This is a genomic window from Ruegeria sp. CDSC002 (genome assembly GCF_059610905.1).
In genome coordinates, this window is sequence record NZ_JBXWOM010000008.1 from 78,599 (window position 1) to 96,663 (window position 18,065).

15 protein-coding genes and 1 pseudogene are annotated in these 18,065 nt (G+C 56.0%); 7 read left to right on the top strand and 9 right to left on the bottom strand.

Annotated elements, in window-relative coordinates:
- The first annotated feature begins 13 nt into the window (after positions 1 to 13).
- From AC2FJE_RS15840 to AC2FJE_RS15860, 5 genes are read left to right on the top strand one after another with little or no spacing between them, the layout of a single operon-like run.
- Complete coding sequence (locus AC2FJE_RS15840) at positions 14 to 997, top strand: BMP family protein (RefSeq protein ID WP_282170363.1); 984 nt, start codon at positions 14 to 16, stop codon at positions 995 to 997.
- Positions 966 to 2,372: an amidase gene (locus AC2FJE_RS15845; RefSeq protein WP_496699101.1), complete on the top strand. Its 1,407-nt coding sequence runs from the start codon at positions 966 to 968 to the stop codon at positions 2,370 to 2,372. Before AC2FJE_RS15840 ends, AC2FJE_RS15845 begins: the two co-directional genes overlap by 32 nt.
- Positions 2,369 to 3,889, top strand: coding sequence for an ABC transporter ATP-binding protein (locus AC2FJE_RS15850; RefSeq protein WP_496756696.1), 1,521 nt, complete (start codon positions 2,369 to 2,371; stop codon positions 3,887 to 3,889). The genes AC2FJE_RS15845 and AC2FJE_RS15850 overlap by 4 nt, the downstream gene beginning before the upstream one ends.
- Complete coding sequence (locus tag AC2FJE_RS15855) at positions 3,879 to 4,922, top strand: ABC transporter permease (RefSeq protein WP_496761137.1); 1,044 nt, start codon at positions 3,879 to 3,881, stop codon at positions 4,920 to 4,922. The genes AC2FJE_RS15850 and AC2FJE_RS15855 overlap by 11 nt, the downstream gene beginning before the upstream one ends.
- Positions 4,919 to 5,860: an ABC transporter permease gene (locus AC2FJE_RS15860; RefSeq protein WP_282170359.1), complete on the top strand. Its 942-nt coding sequence runs from the start codon at positions 4,919 to 4,921 to the stop codon at positions 5,858 to 5,860. The genes AC2FJE_RS15855 and AC2FJE_RS15860 overlap by 4 nt, the downstream gene beginning before the upstream one ends.
- A 112-nt stretch (positions 5,861 to 5,972) precedes the next feature.
- Here the strand turns inward: AC2FJE_RS15860 and AC2FJE_RS15865 are convergent.
- A pseudogene (locus AC2FJE_RS15865) lies at positions 5,973 to 6,152 on the bottom strand (IS6 family transposase); the annotation flags it as partial.
- A 114-nt stretch (positions 6,153 to 6,266) separates the two neighbouring features.
- Between AC2FJE_RS15865 and AC2FJE_RS15870 the strand changes: the two are divergent.
- A complete protein-coding gene (locus tag AC2FJE_RS15870) occupies positions 6,267 to 6,959 on the top strand; it encodes a nitroreductase family protein (protein ID WP_282170358.1) in 693 nt (230 codons plus the stop codon).
- A 117-nt stretch (positions 6,960 to 7,076) separates the two neighbouring features.
- Here AC2FJE_RS15870 and AC2FJE_RS15875 read toward each other — a convergent pair whose 3' ends face one another.
- The 8 genes from AC2FJE_RS15875 to AC2FJE_RS15910 are packed head-to-tail and all read right to left on the bottom strand — an operon-like array spanning position 7,077 to position 17,163.
- Positions 7,077 to 8,435: an aminotransferase gene (locus tag AC2FJE_RS15875; protein ID WP_496761138.1), complete on the bottom strand. Its 1,359-nt coding sequence runs from the start codon at positions 8,433 to 8,435 to the stop codon at positions 7,077 to 7,079.
- Positions 8,428 to 9,990, bottom strand: a complete 1,563-nt coding sequence (locus AC2FJE_RS15880; RefSeq protein ID WP_496756705.1) for a trimethylamine methyltransferase family protein — start codon at positions 9,988 to 9,990, stop codon at positions 8,428 to 8,430. Before AC2FJE_RS15880 ends, AC2FJE_RS15875 begins: the two co-directional genes overlap by 8 nt.
- On the bottom strand, positions 9,983 to 11,215 hold the full coding sequence (locus AC2FJE_RS15885) for an aromatic ring-hydroxylating oxygenase subunit alpha (RefSeq protein ID WP_496761139.1): 1,233 nt from the start codon (positions 11,213 to 11,215) through the stop codon (positions 9,983 to 9,985). Before AC2FJE_RS15885 ends, AC2FJE_RS15880 begins: the two co-directional genes overlap by 8 nt.
- Positions 11,215 to 13,275 (bottom strand): oxidoreductase, encoded by a 2,061-nt coding sequence (locus AC2FJE_RS15890; protein WP_496756709.1) that lies wholly within the window; start codon positions 13,273 to 13,275, stop codon positions 11,215 to 11,217. Before AC2FJE_RS15890 ends, AC2FJE_RS15885 begins: the two co-directional genes overlap by 1 nt.
- 60 nt (positions 13,276 to 13,335) lie before the next feature.
- Positions 13,336 to 14,397 carry an extracellular solute-binding protein gene (locus AC2FJE_RS15895; RefSeq protein ID WP_109310916.1) on the bottom strand — a complete coding sequence of 354 codons (1,062 nt, stop codon included), beginning with the start codon at positions 14,395 to 14,397 and terminating at the stop codon, positions 13,336 to 13,338.
- Positions 14,398 to 14,414: 17 nt separating this feature from the next.
- Positions 14,415 to 15,512, bottom strand: coding sequence for an ABC transporter ATP-binding protein (locus AC2FJE_RS15900; protein ID WP_496756711.1), 1,098 nt, complete (start codon positions 15,510 to 15,512; stop codon positions 14,415 to 14,417).
- Positions 15,509 to 16,297: an ABC transporter permease gene (locus tag AC2FJE_RS15905; RefSeq protein WP_496690593.1), complete on the bottom strand. Its 789-nt coding sequence runs from the start codon at positions 16,295 to 16,297 to the stop codon at positions 15,509 to 15,511. Before AC2FJE_RS15905 ends, AC2FJE_RS15900 begins: the two co-directional genes overlap by 4 nt.
- The gene (locus tag AC2FJE_RS15910) at positions 16,294 to 17,163 is read right to left on the bottom strand and encodes an ABC transporter permease (protein WP_496761140.1); all 870 of its coding nucleotides are present in this window, start codon (positions 17,161 to 17,163) and stop codon (positions 16,294 to 16,296) included. Before AC2FJE_RS15910 ends, AC2FJE_RS15905 begins: the two co-directional genes overlap by 4 nt.
- A gap of 109 nt (positions 17,164 to 17,272) precedes the next feature.
- Between AC2FJE_RS15910 and AC2FJE_RS15915 the strand changes: the two genes are divergently transcribed.
- Positions 17,273 to 17,926: a TetR family transcriptional regulator C-terminal domain-containing protein gene (locus AC2FJE_RS15915; protein ID WP_496761141.1), complete on the top strand. Its 654-nt coding sequence runs from the start codon at positions 17,273 to 17,275 to the stop codon at positions 17,924 to 17,926.
- The last annotated feature ends 139 nt before the right edge of the window (positions 17,927 to 18,065 follow it).

Here is an 18,065-nt window from a genome sequence, read left to right on the forward strand (position 1 = left end):
AGAGGATCTACCAATGAAACTCACCACAACCCGCCGTCAACTGATGGTCGGCGCTGCGGCCGCGTTGGCCGTGCCGGCTTATGTTCGTCGCGTGAACGCACAATCTGCGACCCGAGTCGCTGGCGTGCATATGTCTCCGGTCGAAAACGCGTGGAACAGTCGTATCCATGTAGCGATGCAGGAAGCCGCCGATGCTGGTCTGATCGAGTATGAGTTCTCGGAAGGTGTAGCTCCGACTGACTATCCCCGCGCGATGCGCGAGTATGCCGAAGGTGGTGCGCAAATCATTTGGGGCGAGTCCTACGCCGTGGAACGCGAAGCACGCGAAGTGGCGGGCGATTACCCGGATACCGCTTTCCTCATGGGCTCTTCCGGTGGGCCGGAAGGGGACAATTTCGGCGTCTTCGGCACCCGCAACCACGAGGCGGCCTATTTGGCCGGGATGCTTGCGGGCCAAATGTCAGAAAGCAACGTCTTCGGTTCGGTCGGTGGTTATCCGATCCCTGAAGTGAACCTGTTGATCAATGCCTTCCGAATGGGGGTGACCGAGGTGAACCCGGATGCCACCTTCGTCAACGGCTTTATCGGAGCATGGTTTGATCCGGCCCGCGCGCAAGAAGCTGCGATTGCCCAGATCGACGCGGGCGCAGATGTCCTGTTTGGTGAGCGCATTGGCACTGCGGATGCCGCCCAAGCGCGGGGTGTGAAGGCCATCGGTTCGCTTATCGACTATACGCCTCGCTATCCAGGCACAGTCTTTGCCAACGCGATCTGGAATTACGGTCCTACTATCGAGGCCATCGTAGCCGACGTTCAGGCCGGTAACCCAACGGGGCGCAACTACACAGAATATTCCTTCATGGCCCATGGTGGCAATGAGTTGATCTATGTCGCCGATGAAGTGCCTGCTGACGCCATCCCGGCAATGGAGGCTAAACAGGCCGCGATCCAATCCGGCGAATGGGATGTTCCAATCGACGAAAGCGAGCCCTCCTGATCCCGCGGGCTTTGACGTGACCGATGCCACGGCTCTTGCGGCCGCCATTACGTCAGGGCAGATCACTGCCTTCGACGTGATGGAGGCAAGCCTTTCTGCCAGCCACGCGCAGGCGGATTTGGGGGCCGTGGCATTTCTGGACGAAGACATGGCGCGCGCCGGGGCAAGGGCAGCAGACGCATTGCCATCTGACCAGCGCGGTCCGTTTCATGGGGTTCCGTTTTTGGTGAAAGACCTCGGTGGTTTCGCAAAAAGGCTACCTGCTGCGGCAGGATCCGCAGCAATCCGCGCACAAGCGCGTAAACCTGAAAGTGACAGTCGCCTGTTACAGGATTTGCGCCAAACTGGCTTGATCCCTTATGGCTTGACTACAACACCCCCATTTGGCCTTTCCCTGACATGCGAACCAGATGGCATGGCTGCGACCCGAAATCCATGGAATCCCGCGTTAACACCCGGTGGTTCATCTGGCGGCGCTGCGGCTGCCGTTGCAGGTGGTATCGTTGCAATTGCTCATGCCACTGATGCAGCCGGATCCATCAGAGTACCTGCTGCGTGTTGCGGTTTGACCGGGCTCAAACCGTCTCGTGGTGCGGTGCCCGGAGGCCCTGATTTTGCCAATCACCTGATGGGCATAGCATCTGAGTTGATCCTGGCGCGATCGGTCCGTGACGTGAAGACCGCCCTTGATGCTGTTGTCCAACCTATGGCCCCGGTGCACTTCCCAAAACGTCCCCGTGTCGCGGTGGCATTGCCGGATCGTTGTGGACCTGATCAGCGCAAAGCTGCGGAAGGTGCTGCCGACGCGCTGCGCGACGCAGGCTGTGAAGTGCATGATGTTCGTGCCCCCGACCGGATTGGGGCTGAGGCTCATGAAATCGCCCGAACCATACTGGCTGTTTCGTTGGCTGAGTGGCTGACCGCACTCAAGATCTCTGACGACCAGGTTCCACCGCTCGCAGCCGCCATGGCTACTGAGGGTCGTGCGACACCTGCCACCGCACTTTTTGCGGCCTCGCGACAGCTGGCACGCCTGACAAATCGCTCCCGCAAGCTTTTCAAATCCGCCAATGCCATCCTGATGCCGGTCCTCTCCTCTGCTCCGCCCGTTGTCGGCACTTTGGATCTGTCTGGCACTTCCACCGATGAACACATGGCGCGGCTGGAAGCTTTTGCCCCAAACGCCGCGCTTGCCAATGTTGCGGGCTTGCCAGCACTGGCGCTGCCTTTTGGCATGGCAAATGACCTTCCTCTCGGTGTGCAACTGATTGGTCCCACCGGCGCCGATTTCGCACTGCTAAAACTCGGTGCAATTATCGAGGCCCGCGCGCCCGCACTTTCCTTTCCGTCCCCAATCGCAGGCCTACCCGCATGACCAAGGTTCTGGAGCTTCACGGCATCACCAAGCGTTTTGGAACGCTTACCGCAAATGATGATGTGACCCTGACACTGGCAGAGGGGGAAATCCTTGCGCTTCTGGGTGAAAACGGCGCTGGCAAGACGACGCTGATGAATATCCTGTTTGGCCACTACGCAGCCGACGCAGGCACTGTCAGGGTGTTCGGGAAAGAGCTGCCTCCAGGCCTTCCACGTGCAGCGATCGAGGTGGGTGTGGGAATGGTTCACCAGCACTTCACGCTTGCGGGCAACCTCACCGTTCTTGAAAACGTCATGCTTGGCTCCGAACCCTTGACGCGCGCGCGATCCGCTCGTGGTGAGGCGCGCGAAAAGCTGTTGCAGATCGCAGAGCGGTTTGGCCTGCCCGTGAACCCCGAGGCCAAGGTTCGGTCGCTTTCCGTAGGAGAACGCCAGCGTGTTGAAATTCTTAAAGCGCTCTACCGTGACGCGCGCATATTAATTCTGGATGAACCTACTGCCGTTCTGGCCCGGCCCGAGGCGATGCGCCTGTTCGAGACCCTGCGCGACATGACGAAAGAGGGTCTCTCGCTTATCTTCATCAGCCACAAACTGCATGAGGTCATGGCTGCCTCTGACCGTGTGGCAGTGCTACGCGGCGGCAAGATGGTTGCAGAACGCAAAACCTCTGAAACCAACCCCGGAGAGCTGGCGGAACTGATGGTTGGCCGCAAAGTGGAACGGCCCGTACGCCATGACCATAAGATTGGCGCGCCAGTGCTGATTGCAAAAAATGTGCGCGTGGAAGAGGACGGTGAGTTGCGTCTGGATGACGTGTCATTCACCGTCCATACTGGTGAAATCCTTGGTATCGTTGGCGTTTCAGGCAATGGTCAGGCTTCGCTCGGCGGGTTGCTTTCTGGGCTGGTTCACCCAAGTGCCGGGCAGCTGACACTTCTGGACGAAGATATCGGTCATCTGGGGCCGCGCGGCATGATCCGTGCGGGGGCTGGTAGAGTACCAGAAGACCGGCACGCGGAAGGCGTAGTAGGCGAGTTGAGCCTGTGGGAAAATGCGGTGCTCGAACGGCTGCGCACACCAGAGTTTTCGCGCCGCGGCTTTGTCCGGCAAGGCGCCGCTCGCGATTACACCTCAGGGCTGATCGAACGTTTTGATATCCGTGGTGCCAGTCCCGACACGCGAACAAGGCTGTTGTCTGGCGGCAATATGCAAAAGCTTATCCTCGGTCGGGTCCTGACAAACGGACCGCGTTTTGTGCTCGCCAACCAGCCGACGCGAGGCCTCGATGAAGGGGCAATTGCCGCCGTTCATGCCGAGCTTTTGGCTGCACGGGCCGAAGGCGCAGCAATCTTGCTCATCTCTGAAGAACTGGAAGAAGCCGTGGCCCTGTCAGACCGTATACAGGCCATCGTTAAAGGGCGCTTGTCGGAGCCCATATCCGCCAACGAGGCTGACCCGCAACGTCTTGGCCTGATGATGGCGGGTGTTTGGAAGGAAAACGATAATGCGGCTTGAACGACGCACACATGTGCCACTGCACCTTGTGATCATTGCGCCGCTGGCCGCGATCTTTACTGCGTTACTTTTCGCTGCAGGTCTCATCGCAGCTGCGGGGGTAAACCCACTCACGGCGTATGGCGAAATGCTGACCGGTGCGCTTGGCTCCCGCCTTTCGATCACTGAGATGCTGACCCGCGCCACGCCGCTTATTTTCACGGGGCTTGCTGCGGCGGTCGCCTTCCGCGCGCGACTTTGGAATATCGGTGGCGAGGGACAGTTCTTTATCGGCGCGCTGGTCACCGCTTGGATCGGGCATTCGCTCGGGGTTCCGGGATGGATTGGTATCCCACTTCTAATGCTGGCAGGCATGGCTGCGGGCGCGGCTCTTTTGGCGGGACCTGCCTATTTACGCCTGCGTTTCGGGGTGGATGAGGTGGTGACGACCCTTCTGCTCAACTTCATCGTAATCCTTTTTGTGGGCCTCATGATTGAAGGCCCGATGCGCGATCCGTTGGCCTTTGGGTGGCCCTCTTCAGTGCCCGTAGACGGAGATTTTCGTCTGCCGGATCTGATCCCGCGCACGCGTCTGCATATCGGGCTGCTTTTTGCCATCGCAGCAGCAGGCGCCGTTTGGCTGATCCTGGCGCGCACCGTTTTTGGCGCTGAAACGCGCGCCGCAGGTTTGAACGCCAGTGCCGCTGCCTTTGCCGGAATATCCCTACCCCGAACGATCATGGGCGTAGCCCTGCTTTCGGGCGCTCTGGCGGGGCTCGCCGGGTCTGTCGAAGTCATGGGTGTTACAGCTGGGGTCACCACCACGATGAGCCCCGGTTTTGGTTATGCAGGCATCGTTGTCGCCATGCTCGCCGCTTTGCATCCGGCCGGCGTCGTTGCTGCCGCTGTTTTCGTTGCTACAGTCTTCGTTGGGGCCGACGCCATGAGCCGCGCGACCGGTGTTCCCAGTTTCATCGCTGATGTGATTGTTGCGCTCTGTTTGCTTACCATGATCGTGGCCCTTCTTTTCACAACCTACCGGGTGCGCCGATGAGTGATGCTATTGATCTGCTGCTGAATACCAGCCTGTGGGCTTCCGTGTTGCGTATTGCTACGCCACTCATATTCGGCGTCCTTGGCGCATTGCTCTGCGAACGTTCGGGCGTGCTCAATCTGGGGATCGAGGGGATTATGACCATGGGCGCGATGAGCGGTTGGCTTGCCGTCTACATGGGTGCACCTTTGCTCGCGGGCCTGATGATTGCCGCCCTTTGCGGCGCTGTGATGGGCTTGCTGCATGCCACGCTGACAGTTCCGCTTGGGCTTTCGCAACATGTATCGGGGCTTGGTATTACGCTGTTTGCATCTGCTTTGGCCTACTACCTCTACAGGCTACTTGTCGAAGTGGGTGACTTGCCCCCAACGATAGAGCCTTTCCAACCGCTCAATGTTCCGGGGCTTTCCGATTTACCTGTTCTCGGTCCGATCCTGTTTTCCCAGGCCCTGCCGACTTATCTGGCGCTCTTTGCTGTGGCTGCAATGGCGTATGTCCTTGCCCGAACACCACTAGGGCTGGCCATTCGTATGACCGGTGAAAACCCGCATGCGGTTGAGGCACAGGGGTTGAACCCCATCCGCATCCGCATCGGCGCAGTCGTTGTCGGATCGGCTTTGATGGCGGTGGGCGGGGCTTTCCTGACGACAACGGCGTTTAACAGCTTTTTCCCAGGTATGGTTCAGGGGCGGGGCTGGATTTGCATCGCGCTGGTCGTCTTCGCCAGCTGGCGGCCCGGCAAGGCGCTGGTTGGCGCCGTATTATTCGCATTCTTTGATGCATACCAGCTGCGGCTGCAGACTGCGATTGAAGGCGTACCCTACCAGCTCTTCTTGATGGCGCCTTACGTGCTTTCCATCGTTGCGCTCGTCCTCGTCGCACGCAGAGCCGAAATACCTGCGGCGTTGATGGCACCCTACCGGCGCGGTGAACGTTAGCGGCATTCGTTCGCACATATTCACCGGAATTGATCAAGATAAAAGACTTCGCGCTGCAAACCTGAACGCGTGTTGTCGCGTTAATTTGCGGCGCACCAAGGAATACTGATACTCGGATTGTTAAGGCTGAGCGACGACGTGCTGGGACACAAAAGCAATTCCGAACGGCTGAATGGGTTGCCGCGAACCTCTTATAACCACCTGGAGATCGATGGCCTTGCTTCGACCGTTCCCGTTTTCGGAATGGGAAATGGCTGTTTTCAGCGCGGTTATTGAGAACCTTGTGCGGCCAGAGATGCTCACGACAACTTCGTCAAGGTGCCAGACGTCGCCTTGTTGGCCCTGTTTCCAAAACCCCGGGCGAGGTGCATAAACAGACAAACTGCACATCCAGAAGAGATCATCAATGTTTTCACGCGATAAAATAAAATACGAACCCATCGATCTTCCTGACCACCTGGATTATTCGGCGGTTCAAAGCCTTGAAGAAGCCCGCGCATTCTATGCGCAAATGAAGCGGCGGCATACGGTTAGGGACTATTCAAGCAAGCCGGTTTCTCGCGAGGTGATTGAAGAGTGCATACGCACGGCGGGCACAGCGCCCTCAGGAGCAAACCATCAACCTTGGCATTTTGTGGCTATCTCGGCCCCCACCTTAAAGAAGAAGATCCGCGAAGCCGCCGAGGAGGAAGAGCGCCAGTTCTATGAAGGTGGAGCGGGTGACGAATGGCTGAAAGCGTTGGAACCAATTGGCACCAACGACAACAAACCGCATCTCGAGGAAGCCGCATGGTTAATCGTCGTTTTTGCGCAGCGCTGGGGCCATTTCGAGGACGGAACGCGTTTCAAGAACTACTACGTACCCGAAAGCACGGGCATTGCCTGTGGTTTCCTGTTGGCCGCACTACATCAGGCAGGCTTGGTCACTCTGACGCATACCCCGAACCCGATGAAGTTCCTCAATAAGATGTTTGATCGACCGGATAGCGAAAAACCAATCATGATCGTGGCAGTTGGTCATGCCGCGAAGGACGCAAAAGTACCTGCTGTGGCGAAGATCAAAAAGCCACTCGAAGAGATTCTGACGGTTGCTGATTAAGTGCTCCCGAACCATCGACGTCCCCGGCCCAAAACGGACATTGAACACTGAATTCAAAGGTTGCAGCGGCATCTCGAACAGCGAGTATTCACAACAAGAGCGCACGCTCTTCATTGGTCACCGATCCCCTCCGAGCCACCTACTTGTCGCTTCAAGCCCTTTTCGCAAGACATCGAACATTTGCTCAACTTCGCTCTCGCTAATGACAAGGGGCGGTGAAAGAACACACATGTTGATCACAGGTCGAACCAATAGCCCACGTTTCTGGCATTCGATATCGATCTGGCTACCAATCTCGTAGTCGCACCCCAGATCGCTCTGGGGATCACCATCGACTGAGCATTGAACGCATCCCATCAACCCCATGCCGCGCACATCGGTAACGATGTCAATCTGACCTAACTGCTGTAGCTGATCCTGAAAAATCGGAGTGACCCTTCGAACGTGTTCGAGAAGCTTTTCCCGTTCAATAATTTCCATACTTTTCAGACCAGCGGCTGCGCTGACTGGGTGACCAGAATAGGTATAACCATTAGAAAAGGTTGCGTCTTTTCCTGAAACATCTGCGATCAATCTATCCGAGATAATCGCAGCGCCCATCGGTGCATACCCAGATGTCATTCCTTTGGCACAGGTGATTATGTCTGGCTGAATGCCAAAAACTGCCTCCGAAGCAAACCAATGGCCCAATCGCCCGAAAGCCGTCACTACTTCGTCGGAAATGTATAGAATATCATACTTCCTGCAGATGTTTAGGCAGCTTTCGTGATATCCTTTTGGCGGCACGATCACGCCACCAGATGCCAGAACCGGTTCGGCGATAAACGCGGCAACATTTTCTGGGCCCAGCGTCACAATGGCGTTTTCCAAGTCCGAAACTTTCTCTTTCAGAAAGCTCTCTTCGCTTTGACCAGGTGCACGATAAAGCGGATTCACGTCTGGCAGGAAATGTGCGAGGTCATCCGCCTTGTCGAGCCAAAGCCGGTCGCGCTCTTTTCCACTGATGCTGGCCGCCAGATAAGTGCTTCCGTGATAGGCTTTTTGCCGTGAAATGATTTTCTTTTTCTTGGGGCGTCCCAAGAGGTTGTTGCGGAAATGGACAAACCGGATGGCAGTATCAACCGCAGTGGAACCGCCGGTGGTAAAAAAGACATTATTCAAGTCGCCCGGCGCACGTTTGGCGATTTCGCGCGCGAACCGCGCGGCAGTCGAGTTGGAGTTGTTAAAGGGCGAGAAATAAGCAAGGTTCCGAGCCTGCTCAGCCATGGCCTCTGCCATCTCCTCTCGCCCATAACCGATCTGGGTGCACCACATGCCTCCCGGTCCGTCGATCAAGCGTTCGCCTTTTTCGTTCACCACATGGATGCCGCTGGCACCTTCAATAAATGTCCGGGCGTTTTCGCCCAAGGTTGCCATCCCTTCCCACGGGTGCAAGAAGTGGTCGTTGTCCCAATGCTTGGCGTTAGAGTTATCCACGGCGGGCCATACTTTCTGCGCTCATCACAATTGGGAACTCTTCGCGCACCTGAGCGTCTGAAGCGCCGAAGTAGTTGGGGAAATGGCTGTCGAGTATGGAATTGGCCTTGTCACGGGCGCGGTCCAGCAGATCAGTTTTGCCTTCGTTTTCCCATGTATCTGTACGTTCACGATCCATGAGCCGCGGGTAGACAAATTCGGTGTTCATATAGTTCAACGTGTGTGGGTTGCCGAGGAAATGACCTGGGTCGATGGCACACTGGTGGATCACATCCACCGCCATGGTTTCATCTGTGACCTCTATCCCGCGCAACGATCGCAGGATCATACCACCTGCTTCGTCATCGATGACCATGCTTTCAAAACTGCATCCCATCAGGCTGCCGATCATCCCGCCGAACTCGCACAGCCGATTGGCACCAGCATGGGCGGCAAGCGTGAAGGTTAGCGCCTTTTCCAACCCGTATTGCGCGTCGGGTATTTTGGCATCTGTCATGCCTGCGCCAACGGATGTGGGAAGGCCATAGAAGTTGCCCATCTGAATGGCTGCCGCCCCGATCAGTGCCTGTTCGCCGCTGCCGCCGGTAAACGATCCGCTGCGCAGGTCTGTGATGAAGGGCCAGGCAGCAAAGCAGACCGGACAGCCCGGTGTGATGAGGTTTACAATGGCAACACAGGCCAGTGTTTCGGCTACGGTTTGAACCAGTGTTCCCGCAAGCGTCGCGGGGGCTGTGGCCCCGGCCTGAGGAGGCACTGCCAGATCGACAGTTAGCCCAAGTTTGGCAGTATCAATCAGGATTTCCATGTTCTCCTTGCCGATCCGCAAGGGGGAAACCATAGGGCAGCCACCAAATATGACGCTTGGCTTTTTCATGAAAGCCCCATCGCCACCTTGCGCCATATCGAACATGCGAATGGCATGTGGGATGTGGCTACGGTCGCGAAAGGTCAGACAGGCAGGTTTTTGGCTACCTGCGAGCATCGCATATATGGTGTTCATGTCGTGAGCGAAATCATCGGTCACGTCGGTGGCCAAAACCGTGTCGCCCAGCATATGAATGTTATCCAAACAGTCCACCAGACGAGTGAAATCATAAACATCGCGCAGGACCGAAGGGCGATAAGTTTTGGTCTCGGAATCGAAGGTTGTGACGGCGGTGCCAGAGTTGGCGAAATAGACACTCTCTGCCGAACAATGCATGTCGTCTTTGCCTTCACGCTCTCCGCGGGCATAGACGTAAAATTCCTTGGCAGCACCAGCCAGGATGTCGTCCATCAGGGCGCGCGGGAAGCATAGCCGATTGAGGTCATTCATCACCGCACCCTTGGGCAGCACCAGATCAAGCAGTTCCGGGAAATGGTCGGTGACGCCGGTGTTTTCCAGAACGGTCAGGGCCGCTTGGTGGATGTTCTCCATATCAGTTTGAGTCAGCGGTTTGTAGCGTCCGCCACTTAAGCCCCCACGAACGGCCTCATTGCCCGTGGTCGCCTCTTGCACCTTTATGCGCGCGGCGCGCCCACCACCACCGCGTCGGCGTGATTTTGCCTCAGCCATTACCGGCCATCCTTTGTTCTGGTTCCGGGCTGATCATAGCGAAATAGAAATCGTAAAAATCCTGGATCGCGGTTTCCATTTCGCCCAAGGGGCCCGGTTGGAAGTATTGAGAATTCACGCCGGACTGGTTGTGTCGAATGATGCGTTCGTCATCCAAAGATGTGACATGCCAAAGCCAGGTCAGGTCTTCCTTGTCGTAATCCTGGCCTTCTTCGGCGTCAGCGCGAACCAGCCAGACCACCTGAATGTCGGTTTCCTGTAGGCCACGTGGAACAAAGCGGTAACCCACCATGTGATCCGAATAGATCAGGAACCAATTCAATGGACCAATATCAAAGTCAGTTGCGCCACCGTCGAAGCCTTTCAGCGTTCCAAGCAATGGCGCAAGCGCCTCGCCCGATTTGCTGCCGGTTTTGTAACCTTGGTAAAGCGGGTAGCGCCGATAGTACCCGCTGGTGAATGGGGTGGGCGCAGCCTCGCCAAAAAGCGCCAATTCATCAGGCGTCAGCCCGACTTCTACAGCCTTTGCATTCAGCGGCTCGACCAAGCCAGCCATGTCTTGTGGCGATTTCAGGCTATGAGAGCGAGAGTATTCTTTGTGTGCTGGTCCGCAGTGGTAGCATTCAAGATAGTTCTCAACCGCCAGTTTCCAATTCGCTGGAACCGGAAATGACGCCGTATGCGCCACTTTCAGATCGTCAAAGCCATAGGGTTCGACGAGTGGCGAAAGCTGGCTGAGGACAGGATCTAGCGATGGCGTGTTTGCATCGGCACAGACAAAGATCAAGCCTTTGAAGACACTCACCTGAACGGGAAAGAGCCCGAATTTGGAGGGGTCAAAGTGTTCCCCCATGTTATGGCCTGCACGAAGTTTTCCCGATAGCTCATATGTCCAGGCGTGATACGGGCAAACTAGAACACGGGAGTTGCCGGACTGTTCAGTGCAGACGCGAGATCCACGATGGCGACAGACGTTCAAATGAGCGCGAACTTCGCCTTCACGGTCGCGAACAATAATGATGCTCTCCGGGCCATAGTCGAACAGAAAATAGTCTCCGGAGTTTGGGATTTGGCTGACATGCCCTGCCCAAAGCCAGTTACGGTTCCAGACCTGGGCAATGTCATAGTTATAGATGTCTTGCGAAGTGTAGAATTCACGCGGCAGCGCGTGGCCGTACTGGTGCGAGGCCATCAAAGCATCTAACTCAAACGGTCGGCTGTTCATCACGTCTCCTCCAAATCGATTATCTCGCGGCGAAACCAATCCTTGTCTGCTTCTGCCTTTGGGCGTTCAAAATCGCGTGCCGCGCGGTGGCCTGCGAAGACTGCGTCCACGATCAACCCCGGAGACGCGGCATCGCCAATGAGTTCGAGGGTTTTCAATCCGGTCCCTTGCAGGCTGTCATAAAGAGCCGTCTCGCGGTGGCGCTCGGTGACCAGAACCGTTGAGGCGCACGGTATGTCAGTTTCGCGGCCGGTAAAGGCGCACCCAATGCGCGCGATGTCACCTTCAACCGCCGTCAGCACCTGATTGCAGCGAATGTCGATACCAAGCTCGATCAGGCGGGCCTGAATACGAGGCTGCTCCAAAGTATTGACAGCGTAAGTTGAAACTAAACTCTCTGGCGTGACAAAGACCACCTGGTATCCGGCGGTCGCCAGTTTTTCAGCGATCACCCCTGCCAGATAGATATGGTCATCATCATAGATCATCACCGGTCCATCCGGGGGCAGAATGCCTTTCATGATGTCATCAGGCGTCAACACTTTGGCGGTTTGCTCGATCTGAGGCATATGGCGCTGCGTGCTACGGCCGATGCCGTCGGTACGCCAATGGCTGCCGGTGGCCACAAAGACGTGTTCGACGCCAAGCTCTGCTACCTGATCGCCATCAAGTCTGCTGTCAGTGAACAACTGAACGTTGCCGCGCTGCTTTAGGTCATTCAGGCGATAATCGACGACGCGGGACCAAGCCGCGAGGCCGGGAAGTTTGCTTTCCATTGCAACACGTCCACCAAATTCAGCTGAGGCTTCGGCCAAGGTCACCTGATATCCTCGCCTTGCCAATTGCGTGGCGCATTCAAGACCGGCGGGGCCACCGCCAATAACCAAAGTATCCGCGTTGCTCTTTTTCGGCGCAATGATCTCGGGGTGCCAACCGCGGCGCCATTCCTCACCCATGGTCGGGTTTTGAGTGCAGCGGATCGGGATGCCCAGATTGTCAGATGAGACGCAGATATTACAGCCGATGCATTCGCGGATTTCGTCAATACGGCCCTCTTCAATCTTTTTGGGAATGAATGGGTCCGCGATGGAAGGCCGCGCCGCTCCGATAAGGTCGACAATTCCCTTTTTGACCATCGACAGCATCATATCGGGGGACGTCAGGCGACCAACACCAACCACGGGTTTCCGTGTTACCTGTTTGACGTGCGACAGAAACGCGTTCTGATAGCCATCTTCTGGTTGAAAGCGAGTTGTGGCACTGTCATTGGACCAGTCGGCTACGTTCACATCCCATAGGTCAGGAACATCGGCCAAAAGCTCGACCACGGCACGGCCTTCTTCTGAAGCCTGCATGCCGTCAGCGCCCACCATCTCATCAATGGCAAAACGGAGCGCCACAGCGCAGCTGTCACCTACAGTTTCGTGGGTGTCTTCCAGCAGTTCGCGTGTCAGGCGCACACGGTTTTCAAGCGACCCGCCATATTCATCACTACGCTGGTTCATATGCGGCAGCATGAAATGTTGCGCCAAAGTCATGTTGTGTCCGGCATAGACGTAAATGATGTCAAATCCGGCATCTTTCGCGCGCAGGGCGGCCTCGCGGTGCCAGCGGCGGAACTCGCGAATATCAGCTTTATCCATGGCCTGCGCCTGCTTGGGATGCGTCGTATCGACAGACATCTCGGAAGGTGCAAGAACCGGAGCCCGGGTCAGCAGGTTCTGCGCATGGTTGCCATTGTGCACCAGCTGGATAGCTGCCAGCGCACCATGCGCATGTACCGCATCCGTCATCAGCCGCAACGCGGGAACATCGCGCCCGTCCCATAGCCGCCCCTCGGCGTAAGGAGACAGGTCTGAGGTTGGGTGAATCTCGGTCTCCTGATTGGAAACCACCGCCCACCCACCTTCGGCTTTCATCCCACGAACGGCGGCATCCGCCCGCGGTCGGACATGCCCCAGCCCGGTGCAATGTGGCACCTGATAAAAGCGATTTCTGGCTGTGACTGGCCCAATCTGAACCGGTTCAAAAAGCAGAGCATATGGGTTCGCGTTCGACATGTTCACGCGTTTTCCTGTATTTGGGATCCGGAGCCGTAAGGCCCCGGAAAAGTGGTTGTGTTAGAAGCCGGCTTTGATCCGTTCAAATTCTGCCAGCATTTTCGCCTCAAGCTCGGGATTCACAGCATCAAAGAACAAACTGCCTTCGAAGAAGCTTTTAGGGTCAGCAAAACCATAGGCTTCGATGTTGGCCTGATCGGCAACTTCGAACGCTTTTGCGTTGGAATGTGGGTAGCCCCAGTTGTCGATGATGTACTGACCGCTGGCAGGGTCAGTGAGCGCGTTCAACAGATCATAGACCTGATCGACCGGAGTCGTGGAAGACTTCAGATGCACGTAGCCGCACGCCCAAGTCGCAATGCCCTTATCGACATCACGCATCATCGCGGCAGGCACTTCGTTCCAGATCAGGTTCAGTTCTGACTGGTTCCAGGCCCAACCCAATTCGATCTCACCGCTGGTCATGGCCTGATCAAATTGACCCGCATCGGACCAGTAAAAGCGCATGTTCGGGTGGATCGAGCGCAGGAAATCAGATGCTTCCTTGAACTGCTCGTCGCTCAGATTGGTGTAATCGTCGGCGTTTCCAGTGGCCAGCGCAGCCAGGGCGTACGCAGATGACGCGGCATCCGGGACGGCGATCTTGCCTGCATAAGCCGGGTCCGCCAGCATTTGCAGCGAGATATCGTCGCCTGAGATTTTGTCGGTGCGATAGATAAGGCCCGTGTTCCCCCACTCGAACGGCAACATGTAAAGCTTGCCGTCTAGGACGATGGCGTCGACTTCCTTGATCTCGGGCAGAACATCGGCCCAGTTGGTCAGTTTGCTTTCATCCAGCGGCTGGATCAGGTCGGCTGCAACCCATTTCCGGACCGCGTCAGAACAAGGATGCGCCAGATCCGCCGTGAAACCCGAACTCAGTTTCGTAAAGGCTTCTTCCTGACTTCCGAAATAGGAATAGCTTGGCGCCTCATTCCCGTATTTTTCCATGTAGCTGGCAAAGAACCCGGGATCTTCATATCCCGACCAGTCAAAAACCGTCAGATCAGCGCCGCCTGCTATGGCACTTCCCGTACTTATCGCCGTCGCACATGCGAAGGCCGCAATTCCCTGAAGTCTCATTCTATCCTCCCACTATTTTACTTTGTGTCTGTACCTAGATCGATCACGCTTGCCCCCTGAAGCCCCAGCCAAACTGCGTCGCCGCGTTTGAAATCGACCGTGTGAAAATAATTTGGAACTGAGACCGAGATTGGTTTTTCAGCTCCCGCCACCTGAATGTGGTAGTGAATGTTCTCGCCATAGAAGGCGACGTTGCTGACAGTGCCTTGAACCGTTGACGGATAGTCTTCTGGTTTTTCAGCAGCGATTTCCAATTGTTCCGGGCGAATACCGATGTTCATGTCTTTAGAGCTGGTCGCAACGTTGGGGTTTCTCTCAATCTCAATCCGCCCGAAAGCAGCCGCATCAATCGACAATATATCGCCGGTTTCTCCCAACATCTGGGCAGGCAGTATGTTCATCTCACCGATGAAACTGGCCACTTGCTGATCACAAGGACGGGCATAAAGCGTGGTTGGTGTGTCCACCTGCTTGAGCCGTCCATTGAACATCACGCCAATACGATCGGACATGGTCATCGCCTCATATTGGTCATGGGTGACCATCACAAAGGTGATGCCAAGCGATTGCTGCAGGTTGCGCATTTCAAACTGCATCTGTTCGCGCAGCTTCTTGTCGAGTGCTGACAAGGGCTCGTCCAACAACAACACTTTGGGTCGCATGATCAGCGCACGGGCGAGCGCCACCCTTTGCCGCTGCCCACCCGACAATTCACTTGCGCCGCGATCCTGAAGACCGCCCAGCTCGACCATTTCCAGGGCCTCGGCTACGCGCTGGTCGATCTCACCCTTGGGCGCCTTGCCCCGTAATCCATAGGCCACGTTGTTCCCGACGTTCAGGTGCGGGAAGATCGCGTAGCTCTGAAAGACCATGTTCGTTGGACGGTTGTTGGCAGGCACACCTTCCATATCCTGACCGTCGATCAGCACGGTACCCGCGGTCGGTTCCTGGAAGCCCGCGATCATCCGCAATACCGTAGTCTTGCCGCATCCCGAGGGGCCGAGGAGTGAGAAAAACTCGCCCTCTTTGAGATCGAGATCGATCCCGCTGGCCGCGAGGAATGTGCCATAGCGCTTTTCGACGCCCCTGAGTTCTATGATGTTTCTGACTGTCATCGGACCTCTGATGCGGATGAGCGGCGGCGGAAGTACTCGGCCAGTACCAAAAGCAGAACCGAGGTAAGCAGCAGGATAGAACCCAAGGCCAAAACGTTTGGAAGCTTGGCGGGGAAACGGATCTGGCTCCAGATATAGACCGGCAGGGTTGGCTGGTTACCTGACAGGAAAAAGGCCAGGACGAACTCATCGAAGCTAACCGTAAAAGTGACCAGCATGCTGGCTACGATGCCGGGGGAAACGACCGGCAGCGTCACGCGGCGGAAGGTTTCGAACACGCCGACGCCCAGATCGTAAGATGCCTCTTCCAGCGACGCGTCGAAGTCATCAAAGGCAGACTTCAGGATCGAAACGGAAAACGGCAAGGCGAGGAACGTATGGCCCAGAACAACGGTCAGCAGAGATGGCTTGAGGCCGAGAAACAGAAACAGGACCAGCATTGAAGAGGCCACGATAATGCCAGGAATAACCAAAGGCAGCATCACCAGTCCTTCAGCTGCACGCTGACCTCGAAAACGGTATCGAACAAAGGCGCGCGCAGCGAACAGCCCCATGGCGGTGGATAGAAGTGCGACGACCGTGCCAACACCAAGCGAATTCCAAAGGGCCTGGATCAACGTATCCTGTTCGCCCAACTTCCGATACCAGTCCAGCGTCCAGCCCTTGATCGGAAAGGCAACAATTGTACCGCTGTTGAACGAGAACAAAGGTAGGAAAAGAACCGGCAGGTACAGAAAAACCAAATACAGAAAAGCATAGGCTGTCAGGGTCGAGGGGCGCTTCATCTGATCCTCCTCCCAAGCTGCGTGGCGGTAATGACAAACACGATGGCGACGAAACCGACTGACAGCATTGCGATCAGCGAAAGTGTGGCGCCGAGAGGCCAGTTGTTGGCGGCCCCGAACTGCACCTGAATAAGATTGGCAATCATCTTCCCGTCCGATCCGCCGACCAGTGCTGGGGTCACGTAGTCACCGACTGTTGGGATAAAGATAATCAGGCAAGCCGCAATGATCCCCGGGATCGTCAACGGTAGCGTCACCCGCATGAAGCGTTGCATAGGACTGTTGCCGAGGTCTGTGGCAGCCTCCAACAGGCTTGGATCGATCTTCTGCAACGAGACATAGATCGGCAGGATCGCAAAAGGTGCCCAGGCATGAGCAAGCGTCAGCACGACAGCGAATTCGTTGTATAGCAGGAAGTCGAGCGGTTCGTCGATCAGACCAAGCATCAGCAGTGCAGAATTCATCACCCCGTTGAACCCAAGGATGAGCTTCCAGGCAAATACGCGCAGCAGATAGCTGGACCAAAACGGAATAGTGATGAGCAGAAGCCAGATAGTCTTTTTCCGGGCCTTCATCGCGATGAAGTACGCAATTGGATATGCCAATGCGACAGTGACTACCGTAACTGCTCCGGCAATCCAGATCGACCTTAGCATTAAGTGTCGAACCAGCGGATCAGCAAGCGCGTCGCTATAGTTTTTCAACGTCGGTGTCTTGTCGAGCGTTACGTAGGTTTGGGTCCAGAACGAATAGGCGATCAGGATCACCAAAGGCGCCGCCACCAGAAACCCCACGTATGCCGTGGCTGGTGCGCTGAGGGTATACCCCCGGGACGCTTCGCTACGAAAAATCACCCTATCTCCCATCTCGGTACTTACGAGTCTCTAATGGACGATCGTCCATTTAATGTTGCGCCAGAAAGGCCTTTCGTGTCAATCTTCCTGTGAGCCACCCATATGAGAAGACCCTAAGCTGATGGAATCATTGAATAGAGTGAAAGATCCAAAAGGGAGAAAGCGTAGCTCGAAGCGCGATCCAGAGGCCAATAGGCAGCTTTTGATCAAGGCGACTTTGGACACGATTGCTGATATCGGAGTTACCGACACCTCGGTCAGTCGCATCTGCGAGCGCTCAGGTCTGTCGCGCGGAATGATCCATTTGCATTTTGGGGGGAAGGACAATTTGCTGACCGCAGCGGCCCAGCATTTCAGTACCGAGTATTATGCCGAGATGGACAGATTGACCGATCTTGGCTCGGATGCATCGCCCGAAGACCGAGTGATGGCTGTGATTGAGGCTGATCTGTCTGAAGCTTTGCTCAATCCACGAAGTACAAAAATCTGGCATGCATTCCGCGGCATCGCGAGCTCACACCCAGGCATTGCCCGTTACAGCAGCACTCAGGATCCCAAACTTGTCGAGACTTTGCGGCATGCGTTCACGGAGATAGCCCAGCAAAACGGGCATGATCCGAACTTGGTGAATGATGCCACCAGCGGAACGCTGGCCCTATTGGAAGGTATGTGGGTAAACTATCTTACCGATATGCAAGTTTTTTCGCGTCGACGTTCTGCTGGACTTATTCGAAGATTCTTAGCCGGACTTTTTCCCGGCAAATTCATTCTATGAGGCTTAGCGACGCTCGAAATTGATGTAGAGACAAAGCCCCTTTTTCGAAAGCCCACGACTGGTACTGGTGAGACCCCTTGCAACCAAGTGGTATCCATCCTGCCTTTTAAAAACCCGACATCCACTTTGCCATGAAGAG